This is a genomic window from Actinomadura sediminis (assembly GCF_042675525.1).
GTDB classification, from domain to species: Bacteria; Actinomycetota; Actinomycetes; order Streptosporangiales; family Streptosporangiaceae; genus Spirillospora; species Spirillospora sediminis.
Map to the genome: position 1 here is coordinate 26961 of NZ_JBHTJA010000022.1, position 23508 is coordinate 50468.

The window sequence follows — 23508 nt, forward strand, 5'->3', positions numbered from 1 at the left end:
TCACGCTATCGCGCCCCGCCTATGGCGCGGCTCACACCGGCCGCGGGTTCCGTGTCCGATGTGTGACGTGCACAACTGGCCAGATTTGGGCATATATCTACCTGACCACAAAGGAACCGTGGAGGAACGATGGACCCGAGCGTACGCAGCCGCATGATCAGCAACGCGCTCCGCCTCGGCGTCCACCCCTTCATGGACCGCATCCCCGGCCACGCCGGGAGCATCCGCACCGCCCGCTCCACCGTGGACGCCGCGTCCTGGCTGATCCGGCACACCCAGCGCGTCCAGGTCCGCCCCCTCCGGGACCCGGGCGTCGAATCCGGCGAACCGCCCGTCACCGGCGAATGGGTCGTCGGCCGCGACGCCGAGGCCGCGCCCGGCGCGATCCTGTACCTGCACGGCGGCGGCTACGTGCTCTGCTCGCCCCGCACGCACCGGCCGATCACCGCGCGGCTCACCCTCGAGACGAACCTGCCGGTGCTCGTCCCCCGCTACCGCCTCGCGCCCGAGCACCCCTTCCCGGCCCCCCTCGAAGACGCCGTCGCCGCGTACCGATGGCTGCTGGCCCGCGGCGTCCCGCCGTCCGGCATCGTCCTCGCCGGCGACTCGGCCGGCGGGCACCTCGCGGCGGCGCTCACCGGCGAGATCTGCCGCACCGGCCTGCCGTCCCCCGCGGGGCTCGTCCTCTTCTCCCCGTGGGTCGACCTGACCTGCGAGCTCTCCACGAAGGCCGACGCCCGCGACCCCTACATCAGCGCGCGCTCCGCGCGCCGCGTCGCCCGCCTCGTCGTCGGCCCGGACGGCTTCGACGACCCCCGCGTCGCGCTCCTCACCTGCGCGTGGACGGACACCCCGCCCGTCCTGATCCAGGTCGGCGGCGCCGAGGTCCTGCGCCCGGAGGCCGAGGCCCTCGCGGACGCCCTCACCGCCGCGGGCGCCGACTGCGAGCTCCAGGTGTGGAACGGCCAGATGCACGTCTTCCAGATCCTGAACCGCGTCCTCCCGGAGGCGAGCGCCGCCATGCGCGACACGGCCCGCTTCATCACCGCGGTCACCGCCCCCGCCCGCAGCGAAGCCGCCGCCTGACCCGCTCGGCCCCCCGGCGACGGGCCCGCGCGCGGACGGGGGCACGCCCGGGAAATGCGACCGCCCAACAAGGAGAATCCTTGTGGAAATGCGCGGTTAACGACGTGGACATGCTTTGTTCCCTTGCCCGTCGATGACGGGCGAGAAATGCGGGGCGACGCCGTGGCCTGCGGATACGACGGTGATCGAGGGCCGCTAAATTAGCCGCATGGCGAGCCCTCTGGTCAGTGTCGTCGTTCCGGTTTACAACTGCCGGAGCACCCTGCGCGGCGCGTTGGCGTCCGTTGCCGCGCAGTCTCTCCCCGCCGACCGGATCGAGGTCATCGCCGTCGACGACGGCTCCACCGACGGCGGGGGCGAACTGCTCGACGCCCTCGCGGGCGACGTGCTCGCGGGCGACCGGGTGACGGTCGTGCACCAGGCGAACTCCGGCGGGCCCGGTGCGCCGCGCAACCGGGGACTGGAGCTGGCGACCGGGCGGTTCGTGTTCTTCCTGGACGCCGACGACCGGCTCGCCCCCGAAGCCCTCGAGCGGACGGTCGCGATGGCCGAACGCAACGGGACCGACGTCGTCCTCGGCAAGCAGGTCGGGGTCGGGGGGCGGAGGATCGCGCGGGGGCTGTTCGACGCGACGATCGAGCGCACGCACGTGCTCGACCCCGGCTGCGACCTGTTCGGCCGGATGTCGATGGCGGCGCTGCAACTGCTCCGCCGCTCGCTCCTCGAGGACGCCGGGCTGCGCTTCGTCGAGGGCGTCCCGTCGCACGAGGACCAGCTGTTCACCGCGGGCGCGTACCTGCGGGCGCGGGGCGTGTCCGTCCTCGCCGACCACGACTGCTACTACTGGGCGGCCCGTGCGGACGGGACGAGCGCGACCCAGTCGGGCGGCGCCGCCCACGCCGACGTCTACGCGATCGTCGCCGCCGCGATGCGGCTGGTCGCCGACCACACCGCGCCGGGCGCCGTCCGGGAGGCGCTGCACCACCGCTACCTGCGGCTGGAGGTCTGCGGGCGGCTCCAGCGAAGCTACCCGGGCGCCTCCGCCGACGACCGCAAGGTCATGCTCGCCGGGTGCCGCGAGCTGCTGGACGCCTGGGCCACCCCCGGCCTGCTGGCGCTGCTGGCCCCCTCGCACCGCGCCATCGCCGACCGCCTGATCGACGGCACGGACGACGAACTGGAGAGCGTGCTGTGAACCGACCGACGTCCGGCACGCAGAACATGGCACGGAGAACATGGAGGGCACCGCATGAACCACCGGATCCTGCCGAGCGCGCAGGTCGATCCGTCCGCGGAGATCGGGGACGGGACGACCGTGTGGGAACTCGCCCAGGTCCGCGAGGGCGCCCGGCTCGGCGCGGGGTGCATCGTGGGGCGGGGCGCGTACGTCGGGTCGGGCGTGCGGATCGGCGACAACGTGAAACTGCAGAACCACGCGCTCGTCTACGAACCGGCCGTGCTCGAGGACGGCGTGTTCGTCGGGCCCGCGGTCGTCCTCACCAACGACCGGGCCCCGCGCGCGGTGGACCCGGACGGCAGGCTGAAGCGGGCCGCGGACTGGGAGGCCGTCGGAGTCCACGTGGCCGAGGGCGCCTCGCTGGGCGCGCGGAGCGTGTGCGTCGCGCCGGTGCGGGTGGGGCGGTGGGCGATGGTCGCGGCCGGCGCGGTCGTGACCCGCGACGTCCCCGCCTTCGCGCTCGTCGCGGGCGTCCCGGCGCGCCGGATCGGGTGGGTCGGGCGCGCCGGGGTCCGGCTGGCCGAGCGGCCGGGCGAGCCGGGCACGTGGGAGTGCCCCCGCACGGGCGAGGTCTACGCGGAGGCGTCCGGCGAGCTGGCCGAGAAGCGCTGAACGGTCACGGCGCGGCCCGCAGGCTCCGGTCCTGCCGGGTCGTCACGACGGCGTCCGGGTGCAGGCGGGCCAGCCGGCGGGCGAGCGGCACGGACGTCCGGTCCATCACGATGACGCGGGCGAGCGGGGCCGTCCGGACGTCGCGGGGGAGGCGGCGGGCGACGCGGGCCAGGACGAGCGGGCGGGCGTGCCGGTAGAACGGCAGGAAGACGCGCCGGTGGACGGTCGTGGACGCGGTGCTCCGCGCGCGGTCCAGCCGGGCGCCCGGACGGCCGAGCCGCTTCACCGGCCGCGCGAGGAGCCGCGGCACCCGCACGACGAGCGTGTGCTCCAGCCACGGGAGGGGGTGCCGGGCCTCGGCCTCGTCGAGCCGGTGCAGGCGCACCCGGCCGTCCAGGGCGTCCCAGCCGCCGGGTTCGGCCGTCACCACGTCGACCTCGGCGCCCTCCTCGGCGAAGTGGGCCGCGAGCCCGATGATCCGCCGGTACTGGCGCCGGGGCTCCACGCTCGGCGCCGCGTCCGTCCTCAGCGCGGGATCCATCGCGAGGACGATCACCCGGGGCGTCTCGGTCACGTCGGCGTCTCCTCTCACCGGGCCAGTTCGCCGAGCCGCCGCACGAGCGGTTCGAGGGCCACGGTCCGTTCGAAGCGGTCCGCGTAGGCGCGGGCGTCGGCGACCTGCCGCTCGTCCAGCCCGGCCGCCGCCTTCGCGGCCTCCACCATCGACGCGGCGACGGCCGCCGGGTCGAGCCCGCCGGGGTTGAACCACAGCGGATAGCCCCGCAGGAGCTCCTCGGCCGCCGAGCCCGGCGTGTGGACCGACACGATGGGCCGTCCGGCCGCCATGTACTCGAAGATCTTCCCCGAGGTCACGTATCGTCCGCCGCCGTTCAGGAACACGAGGACGTCGGAGTCCCGGTAGACGCCGGCGAGCGCCGTCTTCGACACGGGTCCCCGGTGGCGGACGCCGGGGGCGAGGGCGTCGCCGCCGGGTTCGCCGCCGAACCGGCGGCGCAGCGCGTTGTCGGAGTCCTTGAAGAACCCGAAGTACCCGTACAGGTCGAGGACGGCGCGGCCCATGTCGGCGTGCTCGCGGGCCCGCGCGAACCCCTCGGCCAGCGCCTCGATCGGCTGCTCGCCGGTGACGGTGCCGACGAACGTGAACCGGGGCGCGTGCCCGCCCGGCGCCGTCCGCGCGGCGGGCGGCGGCTCGGCGGCCGCCGGGAGCGTGTCGGCGTCCCAGCCGTTCAGGACGGTCATCATCCTGCCGGCGGCCTCCGGGTAGCGCCCGGCGTGCCATTCGCGCTGCGCGTCGTTGACGTACAGCGAGTTCGCCGCCGACCTCAGCACCCGGCGCTCCCAGCGCCACGCGGGATGGCCGTCGCCGTACCTCGGCGTCTCGGTGAACTGGTCGAGCGTCCAGGAGTCGCGGTAGTCGACGACGTACGGCGTCCGGGTCAGCTTGTGGAACGCCCACGCGGCACCGAACGACGCGAACGGGTTCCCGGTCGCGAGGACGACGTCGAACCTGCGGCGCACGTGGATCCGCAGCGCCTTCCGGACGGCGTCGCGCGCCCAGGACGCGTAGCGCTCGGGGAACACGTGGTCCTGCCCCCACGTGTACATCGACTGCGCGAGGTGCGGGAACGTCGCGCGGAACCGGCTGTAGTCGCGCACGTTCGTCTGCCACAGGAACCGGTTCAGGTCGGGGCGGACGATCGTGACGCGCGGGTCGATCGTGGCGAGCAGCCCGTCGTCGACCGAGCCGATCGTGTCGTACAGGAACGGCAGCGGCGCCGCGAAGACCGTGACGTCCCAGCCCAGCTCGGCCAGCCGGTTCGCGGTCGCGCGGGGCCGGTAGACGCCGCTGGCGCGGGACGGCGGGAAGTAGAACGCGAGGTAGAGCAGCCGGGGACGGCGTTCGGTCATGTGGGGGTCATCCTCCGGCGTAACCGGCCCGGGGCCGCTCGTGGGCGATGGAGTAGGCGAGCCGCGCGCCCGCCCCCGCGATGACGCCCGCGAGTTCGGACGCGGTCGCCAGCGACTGCGGGTCGCCGACGACGACGAGGTCGACGGACCGGCGGCGCAGCACCTCCCGGTCGACCACCCGGCGCCGGACGGCGGCCGGGTCGCGCCGGTAGAGGCGGGCCAGCATCCGGTCGACGGGACGGGCGACGCGCCGCCGGTACGCGCCGTCGATCCGGTCGCCGAGCCCGCGGAGCGGTCCGGGCAGGCAGGCGCGGACCAGCAGCCGCGGGATCCGGTACAGCGGGATCCGGACGGCGGCGGGACGGTAGCGGCGTTCGAGCGCGGGCAGCTCGACGGTGTCGACGCCGTCCGGCAGCGGTTCCCGCGCCCACGCCGACGACGCGCCGACGAGCACCGCGGCCTCGCCGCCGTCCGCGACGACCCGCGCGGACTCCCGTACGACGGCGGGCCTGCGGGTGCCGCCGAGGGCGACGAACAGGACGTTCACGCTACCTCCCTCTCGTCCGGCGCGTCCGCCTCCGCGGCGCCGGGAAACCAGTGGCGGTGGTGCGCCTCCGCGACCGTGCGGTAGCCGAAGCGCTCGTCCAGGACGGCCCGGGCCCTCGGCAGGTCGAGCCCGTCCGGGAAGCGGTCGCGGAGCCGGCGGTAGCCCGCGACGATCGGCGCCGGGGTGTCCGCGACGTCGATCATTTCCCCGGCCGCGTCCGCCACACCCGCGAGGGTGCGTTCGGGGCCGCCGCAGCGGGTGACGAGCACCGGCGTCCCCGCCGCGACCGCCTCGACGACCGTCACGCCGAACGTCTCGTACCGGGCCGCGTGCACGAGGAGGTCGTGTTCCCGCATGAGCCGCGCCGCCCGGTCCGGGGGGACGGCGCCGGGGAACGTCACCGCGCCGCCGACGCCGAGTTCGGCGGCGCGGTCCGCGAGCGCCCCGGCCAGCGGGCCCGCCCCCGCCATGGTCAGGGTCAGCCCGGGGTCGTCGGCGCGGCATTCGGCGAATGCCTCCAGCAGCGGGCCGACGCCCTTGCGCTCGACGAGCGAGCCGACGTACAGCCAGCGGCGCAGCTCGGTGACGGGACGGGGCCGCGGCGTCGCGAACGAGATCGGGTTCGCGATCGGCCGGATCTTGTCCGCGAGCCCGGGGAACGTCTCGGCGAGCCTGTCCCGCAGGACGTCCGTCACGACGAAGAACCCGTCGCAGCGGTCGAGGACCTGCTCGTACAGCTCCCGCGAGTCGGGCTGCGCCAGCACCTTGTCGAGGAAGGACGCGTGCTCGGTGACGAACACGCGCGCGTCCGGGCGGGCGTTCTGCAGCGCGGTCCAGCCGCCGCGCAGCCCCACGTGGGCGTGCACGACCGGCGCCGGGATCGGCTCGCCGCCGAGCGCCTCCCGCAGCCACGACGCGTGCTCGCGGGCGAGGTCCGCGAACGTGTACTCGGGCACGGTCGGGACGGGGACGCGCAGCAGCCGGGCGCCCGCGACGGCCGGCTGGGGGTGCAGCGCGACGGGCAGCAGGCGGCGGTGCGCCGCGCGCGCCGCCTCGACCTCCTCCGGCGGCTGCCGCATCAGCCACGCCTCGGTGTGGTAGACGGTGACGTCGCCGCAGCCCGGCGCGGTCGCGTCGACCATCGCCTCGACGAACGCCCCGGCCCACTCCTGCTGGGGGTTGGGGTACCAGGGGGTGACGACCGCCACGTCCCGGCCGGTCGCGCCCCGGGCGGTCGCGCCCCGGGCGGTCGCGTCCCGGGCGGCCGCGTCCCGGGCGGCCGCGTCCCGGGCGGCCGCGTCCCGGGCGGCCGTGTCGCGGTCTCCGGGTACCGTCACGCCCGGTCCCGGGCGCCGACGAGGGGCGCGGCGGACGCGTCGGCGACCGGCGCGGGCGTCCGGGCGGCGGCGGGCAGCAGGCGGGTGTAGACGCCGTCGAGCACCTCGGCCTGCGCCTCCCACGTCCACTCGCGGAGCAGGTCGGGACGGTCGTCGTACACGGTCCGGTACCGGCCCGGGTCGCCGAGCACCGCCTCGACCGCCCGCACGTAGTCGTCCAGGTCCTCGGCGCGGAACACCTCGCCCTGCCCGGTGTTCTTCACCATGTCGCCCATCGCCTGGACGTCGCTCACGACGATCGGCAGCCGCGCGTGCGAGTACTCGAAGAACTTCGTGATCAGCGCGATCTCGTGGTTGGGCCAGTGGTGGATCGGGATGACGCCGAGGTCGGCCGCCGCCAGGAACGGGACGACCTGGTCGAACGGGACGTACGGCAGCAGGTGGACCCGGTCGTCCACGCCGAGTTCGGCGGCGCGCGCGACCAGGCTCCGGACGTACTCCGAGCGGGCCGTCGCGACGACCAGCGCGACGTGCAGCTCCGGCAGCCGCGGCAGCGCGTCGATCATGATGTCGAGGCCGCGCTGCCGGGACGCGCTGCCGCTGTAGACGGCGATCGGGACGTCCGGGCCGACGCCGCACAGCTCCCGCATGTCCGGGACCGGCTCGTCCCCTCCCGGCTCCCCCTCGGTGACCGGGGCGTTCAGCACGACGGTGGGCTTCTCCCGCAGGCCGTGCCCCTGGACGAGCCGGTCGGCGAGGGCCTCCGACACCGTCAGCACCGCGTCGGCGTCGCCCGCGTACTCGCGCTCGTGCGCGCACATCGCGGGGATCCAGCGCGGCCCGGTCCCCCACGGCCGGATGCCCGGCAGGAATTCGTGCGCGTCCCAGACGAGCTTCACCGTCCGCCCCTTCGCGCGCGCCCGCCGCGCGGCCCGCGCGCCGACCCCGAGCATCCGGAAGTCGTTCGCGTGGATGATGTCCGGTTCGAGCTCGTCGATGACGTTCTTGTACGCGCTGTCCCAGTCCCACAGGTTCCGGTCGAGGACGCGCCAGGCCCGGTCGCCGAGGAGCGCCTGCCAGAACCGGATCGCCAGCCGCTCCAGCGGCGAGTCGCGGTTCTGGCGGGCCGCCGCGAGCGCGTCCGTCTGCCGGGCCCGCACCGCGACCCACCGGGCCTGGGCCTTCGCCGCGGCCCCCCGCGCCAGCAGCCAGCCCTTGCGCGCCGGGCCCGTCCCGGGCTCGAGCCGGCTCGCGGCCAGGTCGGCCCGCCGGGACCGGACGAGCCGGCGCCGGTAGTCGGCCACGTTCGGGTGCCCGTAGGCGAGCGGGCGGCGCAGCGTCGCCCGCAGCACGGTGTGCTTCTTGCCCGGCACCAGCGTGTGGTTGAGCCGCACGAGGCGCACGTGCGCGCCGCCCAGCTCCCAGCTCCGCTTCCGCCCGCCCGTGCAGCCGAGGAGGTGCACCTCCCAGCCCGCGGCGGCGGCGGACGTCGCCGCCTTCTGCACCCGCGAGTCGCGCACGACGTCGTTGTCGACGAGCATGACGATGCGGCCGCGCGTCCCGCTGGAAGGCGCTGTGGAAGGCGCTGCGGAAGTCGCTGCGGGGGACGCTGTGGGGGACGCTGTGGGGGACGCGCTGGGGGGCGCGGCGGGAGCCGTCTCGTCTTCGGGTGGCATTCGGTTCTCCAGTGGTCCGTCGATGTCCGGGATGGGCGGGCCGCCGTACGTTCTGAACGCCTAGTGCGGCGTCCCGGGACCGGCCCCTTCGGCCGGGGCGCCGATGACGACGCGGGCCACGCCCGCCCAGCGGGCCGGGTCGGTGACGCGGCGGCCGTCCACCAGCACCTTCACCCCGGGGATGTCGGACGACCCGAGCGTGCGGTACTCGGCGTGGTCGGCCTGGACGATCGCGGCCGTCACCGGTTCGCCCCGGTGCGGCGGCAGGCCGAGGCCGTCCAGTTCCTCCGCCGTGTACATCGGGTCGGACACGTACGGGACGGCTCCGCGCGCGCGCAGCGCCTCGACCGTCGGGAAGACGCCGGAGAACGCCGTCTCCTTGACGCCGCCCCGGTACGCGGCGCCGAGGACGAGCACCGGCGCGCCCGTCAGGTCCCCGTAGGCGTCCGCGAGCAGGCCCGTCGCGTACTCGGGCATCGCGACGTTGGCGTCCCGGGCCGCCCGGACGACCGTCGCGCCGGGGTCGTTCCACAGGTACATGCGCGGATAGACCGGGATGCAGTGCCCGCCGACCGCGATGCCCGGCCGGTGGATGTGGCTGTACGGCTGGGTGTTGCAGGCGTCGATCACCTTCATGACGTCCACGCCGATCGCGCCCGCGTACCGGGCGAACTGGTTCGCGAGCCCGATGTTGACGTCCCGGTACGTCGTCTCCGCCAGCTTCGCCAGCTCGGCCGCCTCCGCCGACCCGAGGTCCCACACCCCGTTCGGACGGTCGAGGTCGGGCCGCTCGTCGAAGTCCAGCACCCGCTCGTAGAACTCCGCCCCGTGCCGCGCGGACGCGTCGTCGATGCCGCCGACGAGCTTCGGGTAGCGCCGCAGGTCCGCGAACACCCGGCCGGTCAGCACCCGCTCGGGGCTGAACACCAGGTGGAAGTCCGCGCCCGCCCGCAGGCCGGACCCCTCGGCGAGCATCGGCGCCCACCGGGTCCGCGTCGTCCCGACCGGGAGCGTCGTCTCGTAGCTGACGAGCGTCCCCGGCCGCAGTCCCGCCGCGACGGCCCGCGTCGCGTCGTCCATCCAGCCGAAGTCGGGCGTGCCGTCCTCGTCGACGAACAGCGGCACCACCACCACGACCGCCTCGGACCCGGCGACGGCCGCCGCCGTGTCCGTCGTCGCGGTCAGCCGCCCGTCCGCGACCGTCTCGGCGAGGTACCGGCCCAGGCCGGCCTCGCCGGGGAACGGCTCCCGGCCGGCGTTCACGTCGGCCACCACCCGCTCGTTCACGTCGGCGCCGACCACCCGGTGCCCCTTGCGGGCGAACTGCACCGCCAGCGGCAGCCCGATCTTCCCGAGCGCGACCACGCAGATCCGCATGCTCCGCCTCCCCGTCTCAGCCGACACCCAGCACCTCCGACGCCGCCTTCAGCGACACCGTCTCGCCCGTCTCGGCCGACTCCAGCACCGCCGCCGACACCTCGACCGTCCGGAGCGCCTGCCGCAGCGTGACGATCCCGCCCGTCCCGTCCCCCGCGCGGACGGCGTCCCGGAACCGCTCGTGCTCGACCCGCAGCGGCTCCGGCTTCGGGATCGCGTAGCGGATCGTGTCGCCCTGCGAGACGCCGCGGAAGTTCCGCAGCGCCTCCCATTCGTTGCTGACCTCGCCGTTCGCGTGGAACGTCAGGTCGGCGGTGAGCGTGTCGGCGACGAAGCAGCCGCGCTCGCCCGTCACCACCGTCGTCCGCTCCTTCAGCGGGCTCAGCCAGTTCACGAGGTGGTTCACCATCGAGCCGTCCGCGAGCCGCCCCACCGCGGCCACCATGTCCTCGTGCGGGCGGCCGCTGCGCGCCACCGTGTGCGCGGAGATCGACACGTAGTCCTGGCCGGTCACCCACGCGGTCAGGTCGATGTCGTGGGTCGCGAGGTCCTTCACCACGCCGACGTCGGAGATCCGGTGCGGGAACGGCCCCTGCCGGCGCGTCACCACCTGGAACACCTCGCCCAGCTCGCCCGCCTCCAGCCGCGCCCGCATGCTCTGCAGCGCCGGGTTGTACCGCTCGATGTGCCCGACGCCCGCGACGAGCCCCCGCGACTCGAACGCCGCGACCAGCCGTCCGGCCGCCTCCACCGAGTCCGCGAGCGGCTTCTCGATCAGCGCGGCGACGCCCGCGTCCGCGAGCCGCAGCCCGATCTCCTCGTGCAGCGCCGTCGGGCACGCCACCACCGCGTAGTCGACGCCGAGCGCCTGCAGCTCGTCCAGCGACTCCAGCAGCGGCACCCCGTTCGGGACGGCCCCGCCGCGCGGGTCGACGACCCCCACGAGCTCGACGCCGCCCATCGACGCCAGCACCCGCGCGTGGTTGCGCCCCATCACGCCGAGCCCCACGAGGCCAGCCCGCAGGTCGCTCATGCCGCACCTCCCTCGTTCACGGCGTCGGCGACGCGCGCCAGCTCCGCCTCGGTGAGGGTCGGATGCACCGGCAGCGACACCGCCTCGGCCGCCGCGCGCTCGGTCTCCGGCAGGTCCCAGCGGGGATCGGGCCCGCCGTCCCGGAGGAACGGCCGCAGCCGGTGGACGGGCGTCGGGTAGTAGACGGCGTTGCCGATGCGGCGCTCGTCCAGATGCCGCCGCATCGCCTCGCGCCTCCCGGGGACCCGGACCGTGTACTGGTGGTAGACGTGCCGCGCCCCCGCGGCGACCGGCGGCGGCACCGCCCCGGTGATCTTCGCGTCGAGGAAGGCGGCGTTGGCGCGCCGCCGCTCCGTCCACTCCCCGAGCCGCCCGAGCTGCACCCGTCCGACGGCCGCCGCGACGTCCGTCAGCCGCAGGTTCGCCCCGACGATCTCGTTCGCGTACCGCTCCTCCATGCCCTGGTTCCGCAGCAGCCGCAGCGTCCGGGCCGCCTCGGCGTCCGCCGTCGTGACCATGCCGCCCTCGAGCGCGTGCATGTTCTTCGTCGGGTAGAAGCTGAAGCAGCCCACCGTGCCGAGAGCGCCCGCCGGGACCCCGTGCAGGCTCGCCGCGTGCGCCTGCGCCGCGTCCTCGACGAGCGCCAGGCCGTGCCGTTCGGCGAGCGCCGCGAACCGGTCCATCGCCGCCGGATGCCCGTACAGGTGCACGGGCATGATCGCCGCGGTGCGCGGTGTGATCGCCGCCGCCGCCGCGTCCGGGTCGAGGCAGAAGGAGCCCGGCTCGATGTCGGCGAACACCGGTTCCGCCCCGGTCAGCCGCACCGCGTTCGCCGTCGCCGCGAACGTGAACGACGGCACGATCACCTCGTCGCCGGGCCCGATCCCCAGCGCCAGCAACGCCAGGTGCAGCGCCGACGTCCCCGAGTTGACCGCGACGCAGTGCCGTCCGGCCACGAGCGCGGAGAACTCCTCCTCGAACGCGGCGACCTCCGGCCCCTGCACGACCCGCCCGCTGCGCAGCACCCGCACCGCGGCGTCGATCTCCGCGTCGCCGATCACCGGTCTCGCCGCGGGGACGGGGTCCCCGGATTCCACGGGCATGGGCAATCTCCTAATTGCGGTGGCCGCGCCGGGGGCCCTCTCAAAAGGGCGCGCGACGGCGGCGTCGCGGACCGCGAAAGTCTCGCTTATCGGTCGGATTGTAGCTAAAGCCGCGAGCGTGCAGCACGTTCTTCAAAACGTCGTTGCCGTACTCGAACCCAGTGTGTACGGACACATGAGGAATTCGCGACCCTGGACCTATTCCATCACCTACGGGCCCGAACGCGGCGATCGCGGGTCGCACTCCGGAACGTCCTGTGACCTGCATGTTCGACGCACATCCGGCGCCGGCCGTCCCGGCACGCAGGCCCCGGCAACGAGCGTCCGCGCGGCTTTCTCCCGCGAGCCGCCCGAACGTCACCCGAAATTCGCCCGCGTTTCGCGCCCGCGTCGCTCGAATTACTCACAGGCTTAACCGTTTATTCGCTTGCGCGTCGCCGAGCCGTAAATCGGTTGCCGCCACACAGTACGTCCCGTTCCCCGGCGGGGTCAGGAGTTGTTGCGGGGAGTCACCAGGCCGGATTCGTAGGCGAGGATGACGAGCTGGGCGCGGTCGCGGGCGCGGAGCTTGCTCATGGCCCGGTTGACGTGCGTCTTCGCCGTCATCGGGGTGATGACCATGCGTTCGGCGATCTGGTCGTTGGACAGGCCGCGCGCGACCAGCACGACGGCTTCGCGCTCGCGGGCCGTCAGCTCCTCCAGTCCCGCCCCGGTCCCGCCGTCGGGCGGGTGGGCGACGTACCGGTCGATGAGCTTGCGGGTGATCGAGGGGGCGAGCAGGGCGTCGCCGCGCGCGGCGACGCGCACGGCGTGCAGGAGGTCTTCCGGCACGATGTCCTTGACGAGGAAACCGGCGGCCCCGGCGCGCAGCGCGTCGAAGACGTACTCGTCCATCCCGTAGTTGGTCAGTATGACGACGTGCACCCCGGTGAGGGACGGGTCGGCGACGATGCGCCGGGTCGCCTCGATGCCGTCGGCGACCGGCATCCGGACGTCGATCAGGGCGACGTCCGGCCGGTGCTCCCGGGCCAGGGCCAGGCCCTCCGCGCCGTCGGCGCCCTCGGCCACCACGGTGATGTCGTCCTCGAGGTCGAGGAGCGCGCGGAACCCGCTGCGGATCAGGGGCTGGTCGTCGACCAGCAGGACACGGATCACGACGGCTCCACCGGCAGTTCCGCCCGGACGGCGAAGCCGCCCTCGCCGCGCGGTCCGGCGTGCAGCCGGCCGCCGAGGGCGCCGACCCGCTCGCGCATGCCGAGCAGCCCGATGCCGGGGGCCGCGGCGGTCCCGGGCGACGCCCCGCCGTCGTCGTCGACGCGCACCGCGACCCCGTCCGCGCGGCAGTCGATCCGGACGGACGCCGCGGCGCCGCCCGCGTGGCGGACGATGTTCGTGAGCGATTCCTGGACGATCCGGTAGACGGTGCGTTCCACCGCGGCGGGCAGGGCGTCCCGCCGCCCCTCGATCGTCAGGGTCGCGTCGAGCCCGCCGGCGCGGGCTCGTTCGACCAGGTCGGGGACGTCGTCGATGCCGCGCGGCGGGGCGGTGTCGTCGTCGCGCAGCGCCTCCAGCGTCGCGCGCAGCTCCCGGGTGGCCTCCCGTCCGGCCTCCCGGATCGCCAGCAGGGCCTCCGGCACCGGCTCGCCGCGCCGGCGCGCCACATGGACGGCGACCTCGGCCTGCACCTTGATGATCGAGATCTGGTGGGTGAGCGAATCGTGCAGCTCGCGGGCGATGTACAGCCGCTCCTCGGCGGCGCGGTGCCGCGCGGTCTCCTCCCGGGTGCGTTCCGCCTCGTCGGCCCGCCGCTCGGCCTGCCGCAGCGCCTCCCCCGCGGCGGCCGCGGCGATCAGCCAGGCCAGTTCGAGCGCGCCGCGCGCCCGCGCGAACGCCTCGCCCGTGTCGCCCGGTCCGAAGGCCAGGGCGGCGAGGGGCAGGGCCGCCATCATGGCCAGGCTCGCCGCCACCGTGGCGGTGCGGTGCCCGGCCCGCACGGCCGCGTACACCGCGACGAGGAACGCGACGGCGGGCACGTCGAACCCGGCCGCCTGGTACCCCACCGCGCACGCCCCCGTGCCGGCCAGGACGGGCAGCGGCGCGAGCCGTCACGCGGCGAGCGACACGCCGCCGGCCACCAGGAGCGCGCCGCCGAGCAGGTCGGGACCCGCGCCGGAGCGCGGCTCCGCCAGCCCGGTGACCAGCAGGATCGCGGCCGTTCCCAGGGCGATCGCCCAGTCGGTGACCCCGATCCGCGGCCCGCTCATGCGCCGAACCCTAGCCGGACGCCCCGCGCGGGCGACTCCTGCGCCGGGACGATCGCCCGGCTACCGCGCACGCGGTACCCGGACCGCTTCCACAGCCCCCGCGGTAGCCGGGATTGTCCGCGTTCGCCGGACGACCGGCGCCGGGCCCGGCGGACATGATCGGCCCACATCCGTCACCGGGAAGGGAACCCCATGCTGATCCGAACCGTCCTCGCCGCACCGCCCGCCGCACCGCCCGCCGCGCACGTCCTGGCCGGGCCCGCCGCCGCCGACGTCTACGCCGTGAGCGCCGGACGGCTCGGGGCCGTCGTCGCCGCGCTGGCCGGCCTCGTCGCCGCGCTCGTCGGCAGGCGCGCCCTCGCCCGCTCCACCCGCCTGCTCGGCACCTGGAACGCCCGGCCCGGCGCCGGCGCGGCCCTGGTCGCGGGCGGGGCCGGCACGGCCCTCGGGGCGGTGGTCGCCGCGACCGCCGACGGCGGCCTCGGCACCGGCAACGGCCTCGGCGGCGCCTACGTGGCGCTCCTGATGGGCCTGATCGGCACGGCCCTCGGCGGGCTGGCGCTGACCCGCGCCCGCCGCCGCTGACCCCGCGCGGCCCTCCTGCGGGGTGGTGCAGGTCACATCGAGGAGGCGTCACAGGAGCCGGGGCGGCGGCGTCTCGTGTTCGTCATGGCGCCGGGCGGGGGCCGGCGCACGGGAGCACGGACGAGGACGAGGTCATGGCAACCACGAAGGCGCAGGCGGCGGCGGGCGACACCCGCCGCCGAGCCGCGCTGTTCTGTATCGGACTGGCCCAACTCATGATCGTTCTGGACGCCACGGTCGTGAACATCGCGCTGCCGTCCATCCAGCGGGACCTGGAGGTCTCCGACGGGGACCGGCAGTGGATCGTCACCGCGTACACGCTGGCGTTCGGCGGGCTGCTGCTGCTCGGCGGGCGGATCGCCGATCACTTCGGACGCAGGCGGACGTTCCTGGTCGCGCTCGTCGGGTTCGCCGGGGCGTCGATGCTGGGAGGGGCGGCGTCCGGATTCGAGACGCTGCTGGCCACGCGCGCCCTGCAGGGGGTGTTCGGCGCGCTGCTCGGACCGTCCGCGCTGTCGCTGCTGACGGTGACGTTCACCCGGCCGGACGAGCGCGCCAAGGCGTTCGGGATCTGGGGGGCGATCTCCGCCGCGGGCGGCGCGGTGGGGCTTCTGGCGGGCGGGGCGCTGACCGAGTACCTGGACTGGCGCTGGTGCCTGTACGTCAACGTCCCGCTCGCGGTGGTCGCGGCGGTCGGCGGGTACGTCGTGCTGGCGGAGTCCCGGCGCGAGGGCGGGGCCCGGTTCGACGTCCCGGGCGTGGTGCTGGTCACCGGGGGCCTGGTCGCGATCGTGTACGCGGCGGGACGCGCCGAGTCCAGCGGCTGGGGTTCGGCGACGGTCGTCGGCCTGCTGGCGGGCGGGGCGGTGATGCTGGCCGTGTTCGCGCTGGTGGAGCGGCGGGTGCCGCATCCGTTGCTGCCGTTGCGGGTCGTCGCCGACCGCACGCGCGGCGCCGCCTACCTGGCCGTGGGCCTGAGCGTCATCGGGATGTTCGCGGCGTTCCTGTTCCTGACCTACTACATGCAGGTCGTCATGGGGTACTCGCCGGTCAGGACGGGCGTGGCGTTCCTTCCGATGGTCACGGCGGTGCTGGTGTCGGCCGGCGGGCTGACCACCCGGCTGCTGCCGAGGGTCCCGCCGCGGGCGCTGATCGTGCCGGGCATGCTCATCGGCGCCTGCGGAATGCTGTGGATGCTCACCCTGGAGGTCGACGGCGGGTACGCGAGCGGGGTGCTGGTGGCGCAGCTTCTGTTCGGCTTCGGGGCGGGGATGATCCTGCCGACGGCCCTCAACTACGCCACCCGCGGGGTGCACCCGGACGACTCCGGCGTGGCGTCGGCCGGTGTCAACACCGCGCAGCAGATCGGCGCGTCGATCGGGACGGCGGTGCTCAACACGATCGCCACCGGCGCGACCGCGGACTACCTGGCGGCGCACGGTCCCGCCGCCGCCCAGCAGGCCGTGGTCGAGGGGTTCCAGGCGGCCGGTGCTTGGGCCGCGGGGATCATCCTGGCCGGCGCGCTGATCGTCGGACTGCTGATGAACGCGCCGCGCCCCCCGCGCGAGGACGACTCCGAGGACGCCGCGGCACTCGCCGTCCACGCGTGACCGGGAACCGGGCGCCTCCCGGCGGGGCGCCCGGCCAGGGTCACGCGAGGCGAGGGTGACGCGCCCGCGAAGGTGTGGTAGGCTGGGTCAAAGTTGCGGTTCCCATAGACTCTTGCATGCGCCTGAGGGTTTCCACCTCGGGCGCATTTTTTGTTGATCTGGATTCTCCGGATGGGTTCGACGCAGCGACCCCGAGTCTGCAAGGTGCGGACCGGGAGAGAACCGAGAAGGAGACGTTCATGGCTACCGGTACCGTGAAGTGGTTCAACGCCGAAAAGGGCTTCGGCTTCATCGCGCAGGACGACGGCGGCGCCGACGTGTTCGCGCACTACAGCAACATCGCGGCGCAGGGCTTCCGCGAGCTGCAGGAGGGCCAGAAGGTGACCTTCGACGTCACCCAGGGCCAGAAGGGCCTGCAGGCCGAGAACATCACCATCGGCTGACGCACGTCCTCGTGACGGGCCCCGGGCATACCGCCCGGGGCCCGTTCGCGTTCTCTCGGAGGGCGGACCGCACCCGCCGTCCGCGCCGCCGGCGGGTGCGGCGAGCGGTCAGCCGGAGAAGATCTCCACCTTCCACGTGCCGGCCGGGTCGGCCTCCGCCATCGCCTTCTCGATGTCCGCCTCGTCGGTGGACGCCGGGACGCCCGCTCCGGCGGGGAGCACGGCGATCTTCAGCTTGGCCGATTCGCCGGGCGTGACCGGGTGGTCCCAGACGAGGCCGAGGTTCTCGTCCGCCTCGCACCGGGCCATCGTGGGCCGCCCGCCCGACGACACGACCGCGACCGCCGCGCCGTCCACGCACGTCACGCGCACCCGCACCGACTCGCCCGTCGGGCGGAACCTGACCATGCGGGGGCGCCCGTCCGCCGGGCCCGTCCCCTGCGCCAGCCGATCCATGCCCTTCACGGGCAGGCGCTTGCCTGCCTTGGGCGGGCCGTAGCAGGAGTCGAGCTCGCACGTCCCGCCGTAGACCCGGACGCTCCACCGTCCGGGCGCCGACGAGTGCGACTCGACGTAGCGGTCGAGTTCGGCCGCCGACCGCAGTTCGACGTCCGGAGGGACCACGACGGCCTGGTACCGCACCGTGGCCGCGCCCTTGTCGTTCCGGCGGTAGCTCTCCACGCTGCCGTTCTCGTCGCAGCCGCCGCCCGACAGCGCCCCGTCCGACGACACCGCGTACACCTTGGACGGCGTCGAGCACCGGTACTCGATCATCGTGTGCGTCCCGGTCGGCGTGTACGAGACCTGCGCCTTCCGGCCGATCGCGGAGAACTGCACCTCCTTGAGCGGCTTCATCCCGTACTTGGGCGGCGAGGACGTGAACGCGTCGTTCGGCGCGCCCGCGAGGACCGGGGCGCGCTCCTCCGCCGGTTCCGCGCCGGGGCTCCAGACGACCGGGACGACGGCCCCGGCCGCCACGGCGGCGCCCGCCGCCCCGGCGGCGAGCCGGGCGCGGCGCCCGCGCCTGATCCGGCGCCGGAGCCGTTCGTGCAGGTCCGGGGCGACGCTCCCGGCCGCACTGTGGCTTTCCATGACCTCGCGCAGGTCCTTCAGGTCGTGGCTCATCGGTCAGTCCCTCCCCGCGGCGCCGCCGCGACGATCTCCGGGTCGATGCGGAGCTTGGCGAGCGCCTTGCCGGCCTGGCTCTTGACGGTCCCCACCGAGCAGCCGAGGATCTCCGCCACCTGCTGCTCGGGCAGGTCCTCGAAGTACCGCAGGACGAGCACGGCGCGTTGCCCGCGCGGAAGCCGGCCGAGCGCCGCCCACAGGACGGCCTTGTCGTCGGCCGCGTCGAACGCGTCGGCCGGGTCGGGCCCGTCCGGCGGCGTCTCCGTCGGGCGCTCCCCGCGCCAGCGGCGGCGCGCCCACGACGCGTGCGTGTTGACGAGGATCCGGTACACGTACGGGTCGGGGTCGCCGCCGATGCGGCGCCAGGCCCGCCACGCCTTGACCAGCGCGGTCTGGAGCAGATCCTCCGCCTGGCCCCAGTCGCGGCACAGCAGGTAGGCGGTCCTGAGCAGCCGCGGCGACCGCTCTGTCACATATGCCGAATAGTCCGGCCGGTCCCGCATCCGTCCTCCCGGTGGTCTCCTGCCGACTACTACCGCCGAGACCCCTCGTTCGGTTGCCCGGAGCGGCGCGGGACGTCCGGTGCGTCGCGGCGGGCGGGGAGGGCGAGGGACGCGACCGCCATGACGCCCAGCATGACCGACATGGCCAGGAAGGCCGCGCCGTACGTGCCGGTCGCGGCGGCGAGCGCGGCGAGGCCGACCGCCCCGCCGACCTGCTTCGCGGTGTTCATCAGGCCGGACGCGGCGCCCGCGTCGGCCCCGGCGACGCCCGCCGTGACCGTGGCGGTCAGCGGCGTGTTCAGCAGCCCGCCGCCGACCGAGACGAGGACGGCCGGGCCGAGGACGTCGCGCACGTACGAGCCGCCGCCCTGCGTGAGAAGGCCCGCCGCGGCGCCCTGCCACAGGAAACCCGCCGCGGCGACGGCGGCCCCGGCGGCGACGAGCGCCCGATCGTCCACGCGCCGCATCAGCCGGGGCGTCACCTGGAGGCCCACGAGCATCGTCACCAGGGTGTGCGGGAGGAAGCCGAGCCCGGTCTCGAGCGCCGAGAGGCCCAGGACGTCCTGCATGTAGAGGGTGAGGAAGTACCACATCGGCACCTGGAAGCAGCCCCCGGCGAGCAGCATCAGGACGTTGCCGAGCCCGACCCCGCGGGACCGGAGCAGGCGCGGCGGGAGGAGCGGGTCCGCGGCGCGCGTCTCGATGCGGGCGAGCGCGCCCAGCAGGGCGACCGCGCCGCCGAGCGCCCCGGCCGTGCGGACGTCCGCCCACCCCCGGGACTCGGCCTGCAGGACGCCGAACGCGAGGAGCGTCAGCCCGGCGGTCGCGGCGACCGCGCCGGGGACGTCCAGGCGGCGGGCGCGGGCGCGGCGCCCGGCCGGGACGCGCCGGGCGAGGACGGCGGCGGCGAGGCCGACCGGCACGTTGACCAGCAGGATCCACCGCCACGACAGCGTCTCGGTGAGCAGCCCGCCGACGAGGTTGCCCGACGCCCCGCCCACCAGCCCGACGGCCGTCCAGACGGCGAGGGCACGGGTCCGGCGGGGCCCCTCCGGGATCGTCGTGGTGATGATCGTGAGGGTGGCGGGGGCGAGGACGGCCGCGCCGATCCCCTGCGCGGCGCGGGCGGCGACGAGCACGCCGGGCGCCGCGGCGAGACCGCCGACGAGGCTGGGCAGGCAGAACAGCAGGAGGCCCGCGAGGAAGGTCCGCCGGGCACCGGCGAGGTCGGCGAGCCGCCCGCCGAGCAGCAGGAACCCGGCGAACGCGAGGGTGTAGGCGCCCGCGACCCACGGCAGCCCGGCGTCGGTGAAGCCGAGGTCGTCCTGCACGGCGGGCAGCGCGACGTTCACCACCGAGACGTCCAGGACCACCATGAACTGCGCCGCGCACGCGAGCGCGAGGACGACCCGTACCACCGGCACCCCCATATCGATGTGGCCACATTGTTTTGCCCGGCAGGGTATGCGGCTAGACTGGACAGGTCAATCCGATGCGACCACATTGGAAAGCGCAGGGACATGGAACGGCGGACGCGCGGGCCCGGGGCCCGGCACGAGGAGCGGCGGAACGAGATCGCGGACGCGGTGCTCGCGATCGTCGCCGAGCGCGGCCTCTCGGCGGTCTCGCTGACCGAGGTCGCGGCGCGCGCGGGCGTCTCGCCCGGACGCGTCCAGCACTACTTCCCCGCCAAGCAGCGGCTGATCGAGGCGGCGTTCGACCGGGGCAACGCGCTGAGCACCGCCCGCATCCGCGCGAAGGTCGGCCGCGACCTCGCCGACGCCGCACCCCGGGACGTCCTCACGGCCGTCCTCACCGAACTGATCGCCCGCGACGCCGAGACGCGCGCGCACATGCGCGTCCGCCAGTCGTTCACCGCGCTCGCCCTCGCCGACGAGGCCATCGCCGCCCGCATGCGCGACGAGTACGCCCGGTTCCACGGGGAGGTCGCCGCCCTCCTGCGCCGCGACCGCGCCCTCCCCGCCGGGACCGACCCCGACGCCGCCGCCGTCGACCTGATCGCGCACGCCGAGGGCCTCGCCTACTACGTGCTGATCGGCATCACCGCCCCGGACACCGCCCGCGACCGCGTCGAACGCTCGATCGCCGCCCTCTACGGGCCTCGCGAGGACTAGAGCCCCATGTGCGGCATGTCGTACACCTCCTCTACGCTCCTGCGAACATGTCGCAGTGGAGCCCTCGTGCACAAAGGAATTTGTGGATCGCCGCGGCCGCGGTGAGCGCGGCGCCCCTGACTTGGGGTCTGGCCTCTGCACTGTTCGGCGGGTCGTCCAAGCTGGCAGTGGGGCTGCACATTCTCGGCACCGGCCAGTGCCAGGGGTGGATGCACCATCACGACCTGTGGTCGGTGCCCGGGTACAACTTGCTCCACTACCGCCCGTGGGCGATCGTCCTGCCCGCGTTCGTCCTGTGGTCGATCGTCCGGCGGCGTGCGGTCGGCTGGACGACCATCGCGCTGCTCACGCCGCTGCTCCTCGCCGAGCCCGCTCTGTTCGGGTACGACGTCGCCCGATGGGGGCGGACGTGCGTGGAACTGTGGTACCCGTTCGGCACCCGCCAGGCTTTCTGGCAGATCTACGATCTGCTGCCGCTCGCGCTCGTCCTGGCGGCGACGTACCGGCCCGGGCGGAACGTCGTCCGGACGGCCGCCGCGCTCGCCCTCCTCGGGCCGCTCCTGGCCACCGCGGGGGACCGCGACCGCCCCGTGCCCCTTTCGAGCCCCGAAGCGTGCAGGAACGCCGCCCGTCCCGCCCTGAGGTCCGAAGACGTCCAGGTGCAGGCGGTCGCGGGCATGCCGGAGCACGAACGGAGGCTCGCGTACCTGTGCGCCATGCGCGACTACAACACACGGTTCCCCGGGTCGGAGCCCCTGCCGGGCTCCGCCGAGGAACGATCGGACACGATCCTCCTCCACGAGGGCCGCCGCGCCTGCGACGACGAGCGGCGAACCGCGCCCCGGAGTGCCCGGCAACCGACATTGCAGCATTACGTGTACCTATGCCCGGACGTCGCCGCAGTTCGGCTACAGGAACAGAAGCGCACGCGGGCGAGGGCCGCCGAAGAGTACAAGCGGGAAAGGGCGAAGGTCCGGGCGTTCTGCGAACGTCAAGTGCCTGAAGCGGTGGTCCGGCCGGTCCGTCAGTACACCGACGTGCTCATGGGCGACCTGATGCGCGCGTACCACGTCGGCGAAGCCGCCGAAGGGACCCACGACGGCGAGATGCCCGACGACCTGGTCGTCTCGGAAGGCGGAATGGCGACGGTCACGACCGGCACCGAGGACCGTTTCTGCCTGACCGTACGCGCCTACCGCCACGAGCCCCCGCCTGACCTGGACGGCTGGGAGCGGGTCGTCGAGGTCGGCTTCGACAGCCCGGACGGGAAGACCGAGATCACCCAGATGGGAACTTCGGCCGGGTTCCCCGCCGTCACCGTCGCCGGCCCCGGACGGTACCGGCTCCGCCTGCACGTGACCGGCCGCGGCAGGCCCGACCCGTCATGGGGACGTCCCGCCCAGCGGCACCTCCTGGTCGTCTACCCCGGCGAGTCGGAGAAGCTGGAGGTCCTCAAGTAGCCCGCCGGTCAGGACGGCGTCCAGGAGCGCGGCCGCGGCCGCGCGCGGGTCGTCGGCCGCTCCGGCGACGGCGCCGTCCCAGTGGGCGGCGGCGCCCGCGGCCAGGACGCGGAGGGTGTCCTGCAGGGGGTTGAACGCGGCGGCGACGGAGTACAGCGGGCGGGCCCAGTCCTGCAGCGCGTGCGTCTCGGTGAAGGTGACCGCCCACTCGTCCCCCGCCGGGGCGCAGCTCACCGACAGCGTCTCCCTGCCGAGCGCATGGACGTTCGCGCGGACGATCGGCGCCCCGGACGTCCACCAGCCGTGCAGGTCCGCGTCGACCTCGCACGCGACCGCGGCGAGCTCCGCCCAGGGACCCGGCCGCGCGCTGCGCCACTCGGCCCGGAAGGCGCCCAGGCGGCCGGCGGCCCGGAACTCGAACGCGCCGGTCGTCTCGCCGTCCTCCGTCCGGAACTCGACGCGGACCCGGCCGGCGTCCCACGCGGCGACGGTCGCCTCGGCCGGGCCCGGGCGGACGGCCGCCAGGCGGTAGCGGGCGCCGCGCGCGAGGTGCCTCCCGTGCGCGAGCCGGACGTCCGCCGTCGTGCCGCCGTCGCGCACCAGCCGTCCGCGTTGGAACTCCAGCCCCTCGGCCGCCTCGCGCAGGCCCGCGACGAACGCCTCCGCCCGGTCCCGGGGCAGCGCCCGCGCGGTCACCGTGTGGCGGAGGACGACCGGCGCGTGCAGGTCGCGTTTCGCGAGGCCCGGCACGACCTCGTTCCACCGGGCCGCGAACCCGTCCGCGGCCTCGGCGAACCCGGCCCGGATCCGCCGCCGGGCGACGAGCAGGCCCAGCGCGGCGAGCGGGCGCAGGACGCCCCGCCCGCGCCCGCCCACGGTGATCCGGGCCCGCCGCCCGCCCGGCCCGACCCGCGCGTTCGCGACGCCGAGCCGGTGCGCGACCCGGATCTCGGCCTCCGGTACCGCCGTCCGGTCCCCGAGCCGGGCCTCGCCCTCCCAGGTCGCGCGCCGCAGGGAACGCAGCCGCCCCCGCGTCGCCCGGTATCCGCCCGTGACCCGCACCGCCCGGATCCGGCGGCCGGTCGTGTCGACGTCGAGCGTCGCCGTCACGGCGTGGCCGTCCCGCTCGAACGTCCCGTCCAGCCGGATCCGCCGCGCCCGGTCCCACGAGCCGACGACGATCTCCGCGGTGCCGCCGCCGGGAAGCTCGATCGCGTACCGGGACCCGGCCGCGAGGTGCCGCCCCTGGACGAGCCGCGCCGCCGCGATCACGCCGCCGCCGGCATGGAGGCCGTCGCCCCCGATCGCGAGGCCTTCGACGGCGTCCAGGATCGGCCGCACGACCTCGTCCGGCAGCGACCCGGGCAACGCGGCGAGCCGGACATCATGCCGAAGACGCACCATGGTGGATCATCCTGAAGGACGCGCGCCCGCCCCGCCAGA

Annotated in this window: 23 protein-coding genes; 8 read left to right on the plus strand and 15 right to left on the minus strand. The window is 75.0% G+C overall.

Annotation, left to right across the window (positions count from 1 at the left end; all coding sequences use genetic code 11):
* The first annotated feature begins 129 nt into the window (after positions 1–129).
* From ACFQ11_RS14165 to ACFQ11_RS14175, 3 genes are all read left to right on the plus strand, one after another.
* Positions 130–1086: an alpha/beta hydrolase gene (locus ACFQ11_RS14165; protein WP_378298756.1), complete on the plus strand. Its 957-nt coding sequence runs from the start codon at positions 130–132 to the stop codon at positions 1084–1086.
* Positions 1087–1294: 208 nt separating this feature from the next.
* Positions 1295–2281, plus strand: coding sequence for a glycosyltransferase family 2 protein (locus ACFQ11_RS14170; protein ID WP_378298757.1), 987 nt, complete (start codon positions 1295–1297; stop codon positions 2279–2281).
* A gap of 54 nt (positions 2282–2335) precedes the next feature.
* A complete protein-coding gene (locus ACFQ11_RS14175; RefSeq protein ID WP_378298758.1) occupies positions 2336–2935 on the plus strand; it encodes an acyltransferase in 600 nt (199 codons plus the stop codon).
* A gap of 4 nt (positions 2936–2939) precedes the next feature.
* Here the strand turns inward: ACFQ11_RS14175 and ACFQ11_RS14180 are convergent, their stop codons facing one another.
* The 11 genes from ACFQ11_RS14180 to ACFQ11_RS14230 all read right to left on the minus strand — a co-directional run bounded on the left by ACFQ11_RS14180 (position 2940) and on the right by ACFQ11_RS14230 (position 14201).
* Entirely contained in the window at positions 2940–3509 is a 570-nt protein-coding gene (locus tag ACFQ11_RS14180) for a hypothetical protein (RefSeq protein WP_378298759.1), read from the minus strand.
* A gap of 14 nt (positions 3510–3523) precedes the next feature.
* On the minus strand, positions 3524–4864 hold the full coding sequence (locus tag ACFQ11_RS14185; protein ID WP_378298760.1) for a glycosyltransferase: 1341 nt from the start codon (positions 4862–4864) through the stop codon (positions 3524–3526).
* Positions 4865–4871: 7 nt separating this feature from the next.
* Entirely contained in the window at positions 4872–5411 is a 540-nt protein-coding gene (locus tag ACFQ11_RS14190) for a hypothetical protein (RefSeq protein WP_378298761.1), read from the minus strand.
* A complete protein-coding gene (locus ACFQ11_RS14195; protein ID WP_378298762.1) occupies positions 5408–6748 on the minus strand; it encodes a glycosyltransferase in 1341 nt (446 codons plus the stop codon). The genes ACFQ11_RS14190 and ACFQ11_RS14195 overlap by 4 nt, the downstream gene beginning before the upstream one ends.
* The gene (locus ACFQ11_RS14200) at positions 6745–8289 is read right to left on the minus strand and encodes a glycosyltransferase family 4 protein (RefSeq protein WP_378298763.1); all 1545 of its coding nucleotides are present in this window, start codon (positions 8287–8289) and stop codon (positions 6745–6747) included. Before ACFQ11_RS14200 ends, ACFQ11_RS14195 begins: the two co-directional genes overlap by 4 nt.
* A gap of 195 nt (positions 8290–8484) precedes the next feature.
* The gene (locus ACFQ11_RS14205; RefSeq protein WP_378298764.1) at positions 8485–9801 is read right to left on the minus strand and encodes a nucleotide sugar dehydrogenase; all 1317 of its coding nucleotides are present in this window, start codon (positions 9799–9801) and stop codon (positions 8485–8487) included.
* 16 nt (positions 9802–9817) lie between these two features.
* Positions 9818–10834: a Gfo/Idh/MocA family protein gene (locus ACFQ11_RS14210; RefSeq protein WP_378298765.1), complete on the minus strand. Its 1017-nt coding sequence runs from the start codon at positions 10832–10834 to the stop codon at positions 9818–9820.
* Positions 10831–11937: a DegT/DnrJ/EryC1/StrS family aminotransferase gene (locus tag ACFQ11_RS14215; RefSeq protein ID WP_378298766.1), complete on the minus strand. Its 1107-nt coding sequence runs from the start codon at positions 11935–11937 to the stop codon at positions 10831–10833. The genes ACFQ11_RS14210 and ACFQ11_RS14215 overlap by 4 nt, the downstream gene beginning before the upstream one ends.
* 489 nt (positions 11938–12426) lie before the next feature.
* Positions 12427–13092: a response regulator gene (locus ACFQ11_RS14220; RefSeq protein ID WP_378298767.1), complete on the minus strand. Its 666-nt coding sequence runs from the start codon at positions 13090–13092 to the stop codon at positions 12427–12429.
* Positions 13089–13997 (minus strand): sensor histidine kinase, encoded by a 909-nt coding sequence (locus tag ACFQ11_RS14225; protein WP_378298768.1) that lies wholly within the window; start codon positions 13995–13997, stop codon positions 13089–13091. The genes ACFQ11_RS14220 and ACFQ11_RS14225 overlap by 4 nt, the downstream gene beginning before the upstream one ends.
* Positions 13998–14042: 45 nt before the next feature.
* Positions 14043–14201, minus strand: a complete 159-nt coding sequence (locus tag ACFQ11_RS14230; protein WP_378298769.1) for a hypothetical protein — start codon at positions 14199–14201, stop codon at positions 14043–14045.
* A 192-nt stretch (positions 14202–14393) separates the two neighbouring features.
* On the opposite strand from ACFQ11_RS14230, the gene ACFQ11_RS14235 reads away from it, so the two are divergent.
* The 3 genes from ACFQ11_RS14235 to ACFQ11_RS14245 all read left to right on the plus strand — a co-directional run bounded on the left by ACFQ11_RS14235 (position 14394) and on the right by ACFQ11_RS14245 (position 16839).
* Positions 14394–14786, plus strand: coding sequence for a DUF6223 family protein (locus tag ACFQ11_RS14235; protein ID WP_378298770.1), 393 nt, complete (start codon positions 14394–14396; stop codon positions 14784–14786).
* Positions 14787–14920: 134 nt separating this feature from the next.
* Entirely contained in the window at positions 14921–16396 is a 1476-nt protein-coding gene (locus ACFQ11_RS14240) for an MFS transporter (RefSeq protein WP_378298771.1), read from the plus strand.
* A gap of 239 nt (positions 16397–16635) precedes the next feature.
* The gene (locus tag ACFQ11_RS14245) at positions 16636–16839 is read left to right on the plus strand and encodes a cold-shock protein (protein ID WP_026403702.1); all 204 of its coding nucleotides are present in this window, start codon (positions 16636–16638) and stop codon (positions 16837–16839) included.
* 108 nt (positions 16840–16947) lie between these two features.
* Here ACFQ11_RS14245 and ACFQ11_RS14250 read toward each other — a convergent pair whose 3' ends face one another.
* The 3 genes from ACFQ11_RS14250 to ACFQ11_RS14260 are packed head-to-tail and all read right to left on the minus strand — an operon-like array spanning position 16948 to position 19900.
* Positions 16948–17964, minus strand: a complete 1017-nt coding sequence (locus tag ACFQ11_RS14250) for a hypothetical protein (protein WP_378298772.1) — start codon at positions 17962–17964, stop codon at positions 16948–16950.
* A complete protein-coding gene (locus tag ACFQ11_RS14255; RefSeq protein ID WP_378298773.1) occupies positions 17961–18470 on the minus strand; it encodes a SigE family RNA polymerase sigma factor in 510 nt (169 codons plus the stop codon). Before ACFQ11_RS14255 ends, ACFQ11_RS14250 begins: the two co-directional genes overlap by 4 nt.
* 29 nt (positions 18471–18499) lie before the next feature.
* Positions 18500–19900, minus strand: coding sequence for an MFS transporter (locus ACFQ11_RS14260; protein ID WP_378298774.1), 1401 nt, complete (start codon positions 19898–19900; stop codon positions 18500–18502).
* A 90-nt stretch (positions 19901–19990) separates the two neighbouring features.
* Between ACFQ11_RS14260 and ACFQ11_RS14265 the strand changes: the two genes are divergently transcribed.
* Both ACFQ11_RS14265 and ACFQ11_RS14270 read left to right on the plus strand, forming a co-directional pair.
* The gene (locus ACFQ11_RS14265; RefSeq protein WP_378298775.1) at positions 19991–20605 is read left to right on the plus strand and encodes a TetR/AcrR family transcriptional regulator; all 615 of its coding nucleotides are present in this window, start codon (positions 19991–19993) and stop codon (positions 20603–20605) included.
* Positions 20606–20772: 167 nt separating this feature from the next.
* On the plus strand, positions 20773–22065 hold the full coding sequence (locus ACFQ11_RS14270) for a hypothetical protein (RefSeq protein ID WP_378298776.1): 1293 nt from the start codon (positions 20773–20775) through the stop codon (positions 22063–22065).
* Here the strand turns inward: ACFQ11_RS14270 and ACFQ11_RS14275 are convergent.
* Positions 21988–23469, minus strand: coding sequence for a hypothetical protein (locus ACFQ11_RS14275; RefSeq protein ID WP_378298777.1), 1482 nt, complete (start codon positions 23467–23469; stop codon positions 21988–21990). The two genes, ACFQ11_RS14270 and ACFQ11_RS14275, sit on opposite strands and share 78 nt — an antisense overlap.
* Between the last annotated feature and the right edge of the window lie 39 nt (positions 23470–23508).

Coding starts and splice junctions, on each gene's coding strand:
- ACFQ11_RS14250 (WP_378298772.1), bottom strand. CDS start 17,964: ATGAGCCACGACCTGAAGGACCTGCGCGAGGTCATGGAAAGCCACAGT.
- ACFQ11_RS14215 (WP_378298766.1), bottom strand. CDS start 11,937: ATGCCCGTGGAATCCGGGGACCCCGTCCCCGCGGCGAGACCGGTGATC.
- ACFQ11_RS14210 (WP_378298765.1), bottom strand. CDS start 10,834: ATGAGCGACCTGCGGGCTGGCCTCGTGGGGCTCGGCGTGATGGGGCGC.
- ACFQ11_RS14170 (WP_378298757.1), top strand. CDS start 1,295: ATGGCGAGCCCTCTGGTCAGTGTCGTCGTTCCGGTTTACAACTGCCGG.
- ACFQ11_RS14260 (WP_378298774.1), bottom strand. CDS start 19,900: ATGGGGGTGCCGGTGGTACGGGTCGTCCTCGCGCTCGCGTGCGCGGCG.
- ACFQ11_RS14205 (WP_378298764.1), bottom strand. CDS start 9,801: ATGCGGATCTGCGTGGTCGCGCTCGGGAAGATCGGGCTGCCGCTGGCG.
- ACFQ11_RS14165 (WP_378298756.1), top strand. CDS start 130: ATGGACCCGAGCGTACGCAGCCGCATGATCAGCAACGCGCTCCGCCTC.
- ACFQ11_RS14265 (WP_378298775.1), top strand. CDS start 19,991: ATGGAACGGCGGACGCGCGGGCCCGGGGCCCGGCACGAGGAGCGGCGG.
- ACFQ11_RS14235 (WP_378298770.1), top strand. CDS start 14,394: ATGCTGATCCGAACCGTCCTCGCCGCACCGCCCGCCGCACCGCCCGCC.
- ACFQ11_RS14255 (WP_378298773.1), bottom strand. CDS start 18,470: ATGCGGGACCGGCCGGACTATTCGGCATATGTGACAGAGCGGTCGCCG.
- ACFQ11_RS14175 (WP_378298758.1), top strand. CDS start 2,336: ATGAACCACCGGATCCTGCCGAGCGCGCAGGTCGATCCGTCCGCGGAG.
- ACFQ11_RS14230 (WP_378298769.1), bottom strand. CDS start 14,201: ATGAGCGGGCCGCGGATCGGGGTCACCGACTGGGCGATCGCCCTGGGA.
- ACFQ11_RS14275 (WP_378298777.1), bottom strand. CDS start 23,469: ATGGTGCGTCTTCGGCATGATGTCCGGCTCGCCGCGTTGCCCGGGTCG.
- ACFQ11_RS14185 (WP_378298760.1), bottom strand. CDS start 4,864: ATGACCGAACGCCGTCCCCGGCTGCTCTACCTCGCGTTCTACTTCCCG.
- ACFQ11_RS14245 (WP_026403702.1), top strand. CDS start 16,636: ATGGCTACCGGTACCGTGAAGTGGTTCAACGCCGAAAAGGGCTTCGGC.
- ACFQ11_RS14240 (WP_378298771.1), top strand. CDS start 14,921: ATGGCAACCACGAAGGCGCAGGCGGCGGCGGGCGACACCCGCCGCCGA.
- ACFQ11_RS14200 (WP_378298763.1), bottom strand. CDS start 8,289: ATGCTCGTCGACAACGACGTCGTGCGCGACTCGCGGGTGCAGAAGGCG.